General features: G+C 37.5%; 9 protein-coding genes. 6 read left to right on the top strand and 3 right to left on the bottom strand.

The window, feature by feature from the left end; translation table 11 throughout:
• Both GJU39_RS22900 and GJU39_RS22895 read right to left on the bottom strand, forming a co-directional pair.
• On the bottom strand, positions 1 to 204 hold a 204-nt coding region (locus GJU39_RS22900), incomplete at its 3' end, for an SDR family NAD(P)-dependent oxidoreductase (protein ID WP_154283315.1).
• A gap of 65 nt (positions 205 to 269) precedes the next feature.
• Positions 270 to 1,229 carry a replication initiation protein gene (locus GJU39_RS22895; RefSeq protein WP_154283314.1) on the bottom strand — a complete coding sequence of 320 codons (960 nt, stop codon included), beginning with the start codon at positions 1,227 to 1,229 and terminating at the stop codon, positions 270 to 272.
• 567 nt (positions 1,230 to 1,796) lie between these two features.
• Between GJU39_RS22895 and GJU39_RS22890 the strand changes: the two genes are divergently transcribed.
• From GJU39_RS22890 to GJU39_RS22865, 6 genes are all read left to right on the top strand, one after another.
• Entirely contained in the window at positions 1,797 to 2,141 is a 345-nt protein-coding gene (locus GJU39_RS22890; RefSeq protein ID WP_154283313.1) for a hypothetical protein, read from the top strand.
• On the top strand, positions 2,138 to 2,416 hold the full coding sequence (locus tag GJU39_RS22885; RefSeq protein ID WP_154283312.1) for a Txe/YoeB family addiction module toxin: 279 nt from the start codon (positions 2,138 to 2,140) through the stop codon (positions 2,414 to 2,416). The genes GJU39_RS22890 and GJU39_RS22885 overlap by 4 nt, the downstream gene beginning before the upstream one ends.
• A 157-nt stretch (positions 2,417 to 2,573) precedes the next feature.
• A complete protein-coding gene (locus tag GJU39_RS22880; RefSeq protein WP_154283311.1) occupies positions 2,574 to 3,017 on the top strand; it encodes a hypothetical protein in 444 nt (147 codons plus the stop codon).
• Between the two features lie 419 nt (positions 3,018 to 3,436).
• Positions 3,437 to 4,003 (top strand): relaxase/mobilization nuclease domain-containing protein, encoded by a 567-nt coding sequence (locus tag GJU39_RS22875; protein WP_154283310.1) that lies wholly within the window; start codon positions 3,437 to 3,439, stop codon positions 4,001 to 4,003.
• Positions 4,003 to 4,344: a plasmid mobilization protein gene (locus tag GJU39_RS22870; RefSeq protein WP_154283309.1), complete on the top strand. Its 342-nt coding sequence runs from the start codon at positions 4,003 to 4,005 to the stop codon at positions 4,342 to 4,344. The genes GJU39_RS22875 and GJU39_RS22870 overlap by 1 nt, the downstream gene beginning before the upstream one ends.
• Complete coding sequence (locus GJU39_RS22865) at positions 4,337 to 4,765, top strand: hypothetical protein (RefSeq protein ID WP_154283308.1); 429 nt, start codon at positions 4,337 to 4,339, stop codon at positions 4,763 to 4,765. The genes GJU39_RS22870 and GJU39_RS22865 overlap by 8 nt, the downstream gene beginning before the upstream one ends.
• A 177-nt stretch (positions 4,766 to 4,942) precedes the next feature.
• Here the strand turns inward: GJU39_RS22865 and GJU39_RS22860 are convergent.
• Positions 4,943 to 5,511, bottom strand: a 569-nt coding sequence (locus tag GJU39_RS22860) for an SDR family NAD(P)-dependent oxidoreductase (RefSeq protein ID WP_154283307.1), incomplete at its 5' end; no start/stop codon positions are given.

Below are 5,511 nucleotides of genomic sequence, written 5' to 3'. Positions count from 1 at the left end.
TTCGTCAAGATTTTGTTCCAAAGAACTTATCTCTGTATTATCAATCCTTGCATAAAATATCTGCTCTGGATATTGAGCCTTTAATTCTTCAAGCTGTTGCGTTCTTCTACCGGTAATCGCAATATGATAGTTTTGCGTAGCCAGTTGCAAGGCAAGCTCTCTGCCGATGCCTGATGAAGCACCCATGATAATTACTTTTTGCATCGTTCCAAGATCTCTCATGATCCATAGACCCAAATCAAAGCAGGAAGTTACATTTTGTGACGCTCTTAGCCTTTTTTAGGGATAACGTTCTTCTTTTGGTAAGCCCCAATGATATAGGCAGTTGATTTTTCAACCGATGTTTTTCCTTGTCTAATTTTTGCATTTAGTTCATCAATAAACTTTATGAACTTGCTATACCCATCTTTTGCAATAGCAGCAGCTTGTTCCTCATTTAATCCGTAAGACATGATGTTTCTAACCTCTTTTTGAAAATTAAGATCTTTTTGAAAGTCAATTTCTAATTGCTCAGGCTTGTTTTTTGAATTATTTACAAATATTTGGATGAATTCAAAAGACCGACCTTTTTTATAAAGTTCATAATCAAAATTCATATCGGTATGCTCGTTAATCTGCTTTTTTGCAATATCCAAAACTTTTGTTTTAAAGCCTGTTATCTCCCCATATTGCTCATTTCCTTTCTTATCAACTAGGCCGAGCATTTTCTTTAATTCTATTATAGGTAAGGGACGAGGAAATCTACCGACGGTGCGCCATTGACATGCTAACATGTAAAGTCTTTTTGCATAGCTGGATGAACAATCAAGGACGGACTTAAGCTGAAAATGGGTGAAGTTGTTTTTAAGGTCGAAAAAGTACGGCAGGGCTATTTCAGACAGTTTGACCTCAATAGTCCTGGTCCCTTTCAGATATTTAAAGTACTGAAACAAGACAAATTGTGTATATCCATCCTCCGCATCAACTTCAAACATCCGTGTAAGTAAGGCCTCTGTACTTTCAGTCAATTGCGAGATGTTCCATTTGCGGCCAGTAATCAATTCAATATCGGTAACATGGATTCTATAACTGGTTTCATTCTCTTTTAGGGAAGCCAGAACCATAAACATGATATCCAACTGGCAAGCTGTAAAGTCATAACGGCCAGACGTAAGCGCATTATGTTGTTTATAGAGGATTTCTCCAACTTTATTTGCGTCCTGTTCTGTGATAATCCCTAAGTCCTTCATGATTATTTTAAAGTTTAATCGAAGATATAATAAAAAACTAATTAAAAGAATAGTTCGATAAGAAAGAACTTTAAATGTTATAAAAGGTTCGTTTAATGTTATAAAAGGTTCGTTTAATGTTATAAAAGGTTCGTTTAATGTTATAAAAGGTTCGTTTTCGACTATGGAAAAGATTGATATTCAAAGTATTAAAAGGGAGTAAAATAGGAAAGTATTTAAAATAATTAAAAAAACGTTTGCCCTTCAAATGCCGGGTATTTAGGGGGAAAAAGCAAGGTTTTTTGGACTTTCCAGGTCAGCGAAAAAAAACGAAAAACGAAAATAAAGAAAGAGTGTCGCCAGGGCGCGACAACTAAGACTTTAGTTTAAAGTAACGAGCCATTTTAAAGCGATTTAAGGCATTATTAATTTTAAATGCTAGACAAGTCAATGCCTGTCTTTTAATTGATTATACGGGCTTTATTTATTGGCCTGACGAGTGAAATATGCCTATGAAGCTGACTTTGTTGTCGATTTGAAAGATATTATTTATATTTGTGTACACATTTGTGTATTAATTATGTAGTTATGAAAATAATATCAACCAGGGAATTAAGAAATGAGACCAAAACCTATTTTGAACTTGCGGAAAAAGAGCGGGTAGCGGTAAAAAGAGGGAAAAAATTTGTCAATTTTGTTGTTACGGATGAGCCAGATTCTCAATTCTTCAGTGAAGACTGGATAAAAGAATTTTTAGCCATTCCTGAAAAATATCGTTGCAACCCTTTTGATATCAGTCCAAGCGGTGATATGTACTGGGCGGATAAAAGGAACATCAAGCAACTTAAAAACCGCCTTAGCAAGCCAGCCGAAAGTAATCCTATAACAGCCAGCACGCCTGAAGAACTAAAATCAGTTTTAGATTCCTTATGAGGGTTTACACAATAAATTTTCACTCCCAGGCATTAGAGGATATCAAAAAACTAAAGAAGTCTGACAAAAATTCATTTAAAAAACTGGAAAAGCTCCTGGAGGAGCTACAGGCTCACCCCTATTCAGGAACCGGAAAGCCTGAACAATTGAAATATGAGAATAAAGGGGAGTGGTCTCGCCGGATAAGCCAAAAGCACCGGCTTATCTATACTGTAAATGATCAGGAAATCAGCGTGTGGGTATTAGCAGCACAAGGCCATTATGGAGATAAATAATCCGGCTTCTGTCTTCCTTTATGTAATTCTTACTAAAGGGATTTAAAGCGGATTACATGAGGTATGACATGTCAAAATTTGTATATTTACTAGTCGGCATTACTATGACATGTCACTTAATATGTCAATGACAAGTGTCAAAATGAACTTTAATAAAATGGATAACTATCTAACGCTTAAACAAGCATCTGAAACTACTGGAAAAAGCGAAAGACAAATAAGAAGGCTTTGTAATGAGCCTAAAAACAAAGAATATATACAGCGAGACGAAAAAGGTCGGTTACTTTTAAAAATTGATTTTTTGCAACAAAATTATCCACTTGTCCATGTCCCTAATGACAATAATAAGGCTATCCATGAGGTTGACAGTGTCACTGAAGATGGCTATCCACAATTGCCTGATGATCGGGATTTTAAAATTGCTCTATTAGAGCAGGAGTTAAGGCATAAAGAAGACTTATCTGCTGAAAAAGATAAACGTATTGAGGTGTTAGAACGAAGTTTGCTTTTATTAGATCAAGCTCGGCCAGTGATCACCCCCCAGATTCAAGAGCCTGAAATTGAAGTAACAAAAAGAAAGAAATTCTTAGGCTTATTTTAATTTACCCCGAAGTTTCAGTACCTGAAAAAAAGCTTTGTATGTTAGGCAGGTCGTTTATTTGCCCTCTACACATAACGGCTTATCTCCTTCGGCAGATTTGCGGTTTAGGAAAAAAGCCCTGGGAAAATCAAAAGTGAACTACAATTCACCCTATTTTTTCTTTTAGCCGGCTCTTTTTCCATTGATAAAAAGGCTAAAAGGAAGGAAGGAAATAAGAAAGAGCGGAGATTTTTACGCTGTTCCATCCAGCGTAAAATTTCCGGTTCATGTAAAAATCCTTTAAAACTCCTATCTTGTCGTTTCAAAGGTTGGGTGCTTTATTTGGCAAGCAGTGTTTTGAGGGACTGCGTCCTTTCTCAAAACGCTTGTTTCAGGCAACGGTTGTACCGAAGCCTGAAAGCAAAAAGGAAGGAAGAAAGATGATAGCAAAAGTAAAAATGAACTCCAGCATCAGCGCTACGATCAGCTACTGCTGCCGGAGCGACAAAGATGCCACAGTGATTGCCTGCAATGGTACCACAAGCCAAGTGGATCGCGAGCTTCTGATCAAACAGTTTCAGGCGCAGGCCGATCAACGGCCAGAACTTAAAAATAAAATTATGCAGATCATCATTTCCCATTCTCCGGAAGACACGGTCAAGCTGGCCGGAAAGAAGGAAGATGAAATTTTACAGGATTACATCCAACGGCTTGCAAAAGGGAAGGGGAAAAATGCAGGTTTAGACCTTACTCAAACCCAATTTGTAGCCATTAGGCATGCAGAAAAAGGGCACATTCATTACCACTTGCTTGCCAATATGGTAGACAACCAGGGGGAGCGGTTAAAAGACAATAATATCGGCTATAAGGCCAAAGGGGCAAGTATTGATATTACTAAGCAGCATGGCCTGACCAGGGCGATATCAAAAGAACTTAAACAGGAGCTGGAATTGAAAATAAAAGCACCGGAGCAAACACAACGCAAAGGCTTAAGCATGGGCAGATAATGGGGAAAGAACTAAAAACGACGGGGAGAAGGATTTTAGACCCTACAGAAAAGCGGACTAAACAGGTGAAAATCATGCTAACCGAGAAAGAATACGATGAGTTCAGGGAAAAAGCATTTAAAAGCAGGCAGAGCGTTGCAGAGGTCATGCGGGAGCTTGCTAAGGGAAAAGACGTAAAAGAAGCCATGACAGCCGAAAAAGCTGCCTTGTTACGAGATATTTCCCGAGTAGGCAACAACATTAACCAGATCGCCCAGCTTTGCCGGAAAGAAGGAGTTTTAGCCTATGCCACCAAAATTGAAGGAATGATAAAATATTTAAACGAAAAAATATATGAGTGAGATACTGAATGAGGCTCTTTTAAGCGAAATAAATCGGCTTAAGGCGATCAACATTGAAGGATTGGGTGCAAGTATCCAAAGGCTGGAAAATTCGACCAAAGAAGCCAAAAACCTGCATCATGCAGTTAACGAGAACATTGTTAAACTAGGTGGAATGATTGCAAAAGTAAATGTTCCTGCAGAGATAAAATTGACCAGGCATTTAACCATTGGGGCAAAGGATAGGTATTTCGTTGCCTTTATTATTTCTTCCCTTGTGTTTCTGCTAATAGGTGCAGCAGGGGTGATTTACGGGGTTAAGAAGGAAAGTAAATTAGAGAAAGCAGAGCAAATATTAAACAACCAATCGACCTTTATTCAGTGGATGAGAAAGGAAAAAGGAGGTGAAGATCTATATCAAAAATATATAAAAGCTAAATAAAAGAGGGGGCAAAATCTTTCGACCTTACCCCCAAATTAACGCTCTCCGAACAAAGGTAAGGTTATTGCCTAATTCTAAAAATAGAAATTCAAGTTATGGCACTTTTCTCTCTTTCTTTGATTTACCCATAATTAGCTTTCAAAAAACGACCGGTTATTTGATGTAATTTAAGGCTAGTTAGCCAAATAGTCGAAGAATAAAACCAATTATGCGCCAGCGACGAGTGATGTAAATTAGCTTTCTTTTACTTCTAATAGCCGCTATAATCTGTGAGGCTGCTTTGTTGACTGGCGCTACCCAAAACTGACCATCTCCTTTTGCCATATCTGTGTCTACAAATCCTGGCCTTATATCAGTAATGTGTATTGGCAACTGTAGTTTCTTCATTTTTTTCCTTAACCCAGAAAGGTAATTTATTTGATATGCTTTACTGGCACTATAAGCTGGCGCTTCATTATCACCCGTCATGCCTGCAATTGAGGTTATTGCTGCAAAATGACCATATTTCTGCTTTTGAAAATATAGAATTGTCCAGTCAGCAATTTTAGTGAAACCAGTTACATTTACATCTATAGTTCGTTCCTCAATCTTAAAGTCAAGTTCATTATTAATATCTCCAATACCGGAACATAAAATTAGAAGATCAAGCCCCCCAAGTTGCTTTGTTAATTCGTCAAGATTTTGTTCCAAAGAACTTATCTCTGTATTATCAATCCTTGCATAAAATATCTGCTCTGGATATTGAG

The sequence above is a fragment of the Pedobacter petrophilus genome, from assembly GCF_009674725.1.
GTDB lineage: Bacteria > Bacteroidota > Bacteroidia > Sphingobacteriales > Sphingobacteriaceae > Pedobacter > Pedobacter petrophilus.
The sequence above is the reverse complement of the archived record's forward strand: the minus strand, read 5'-3'. Positions and strand labels throughout refer to the sequence as shown.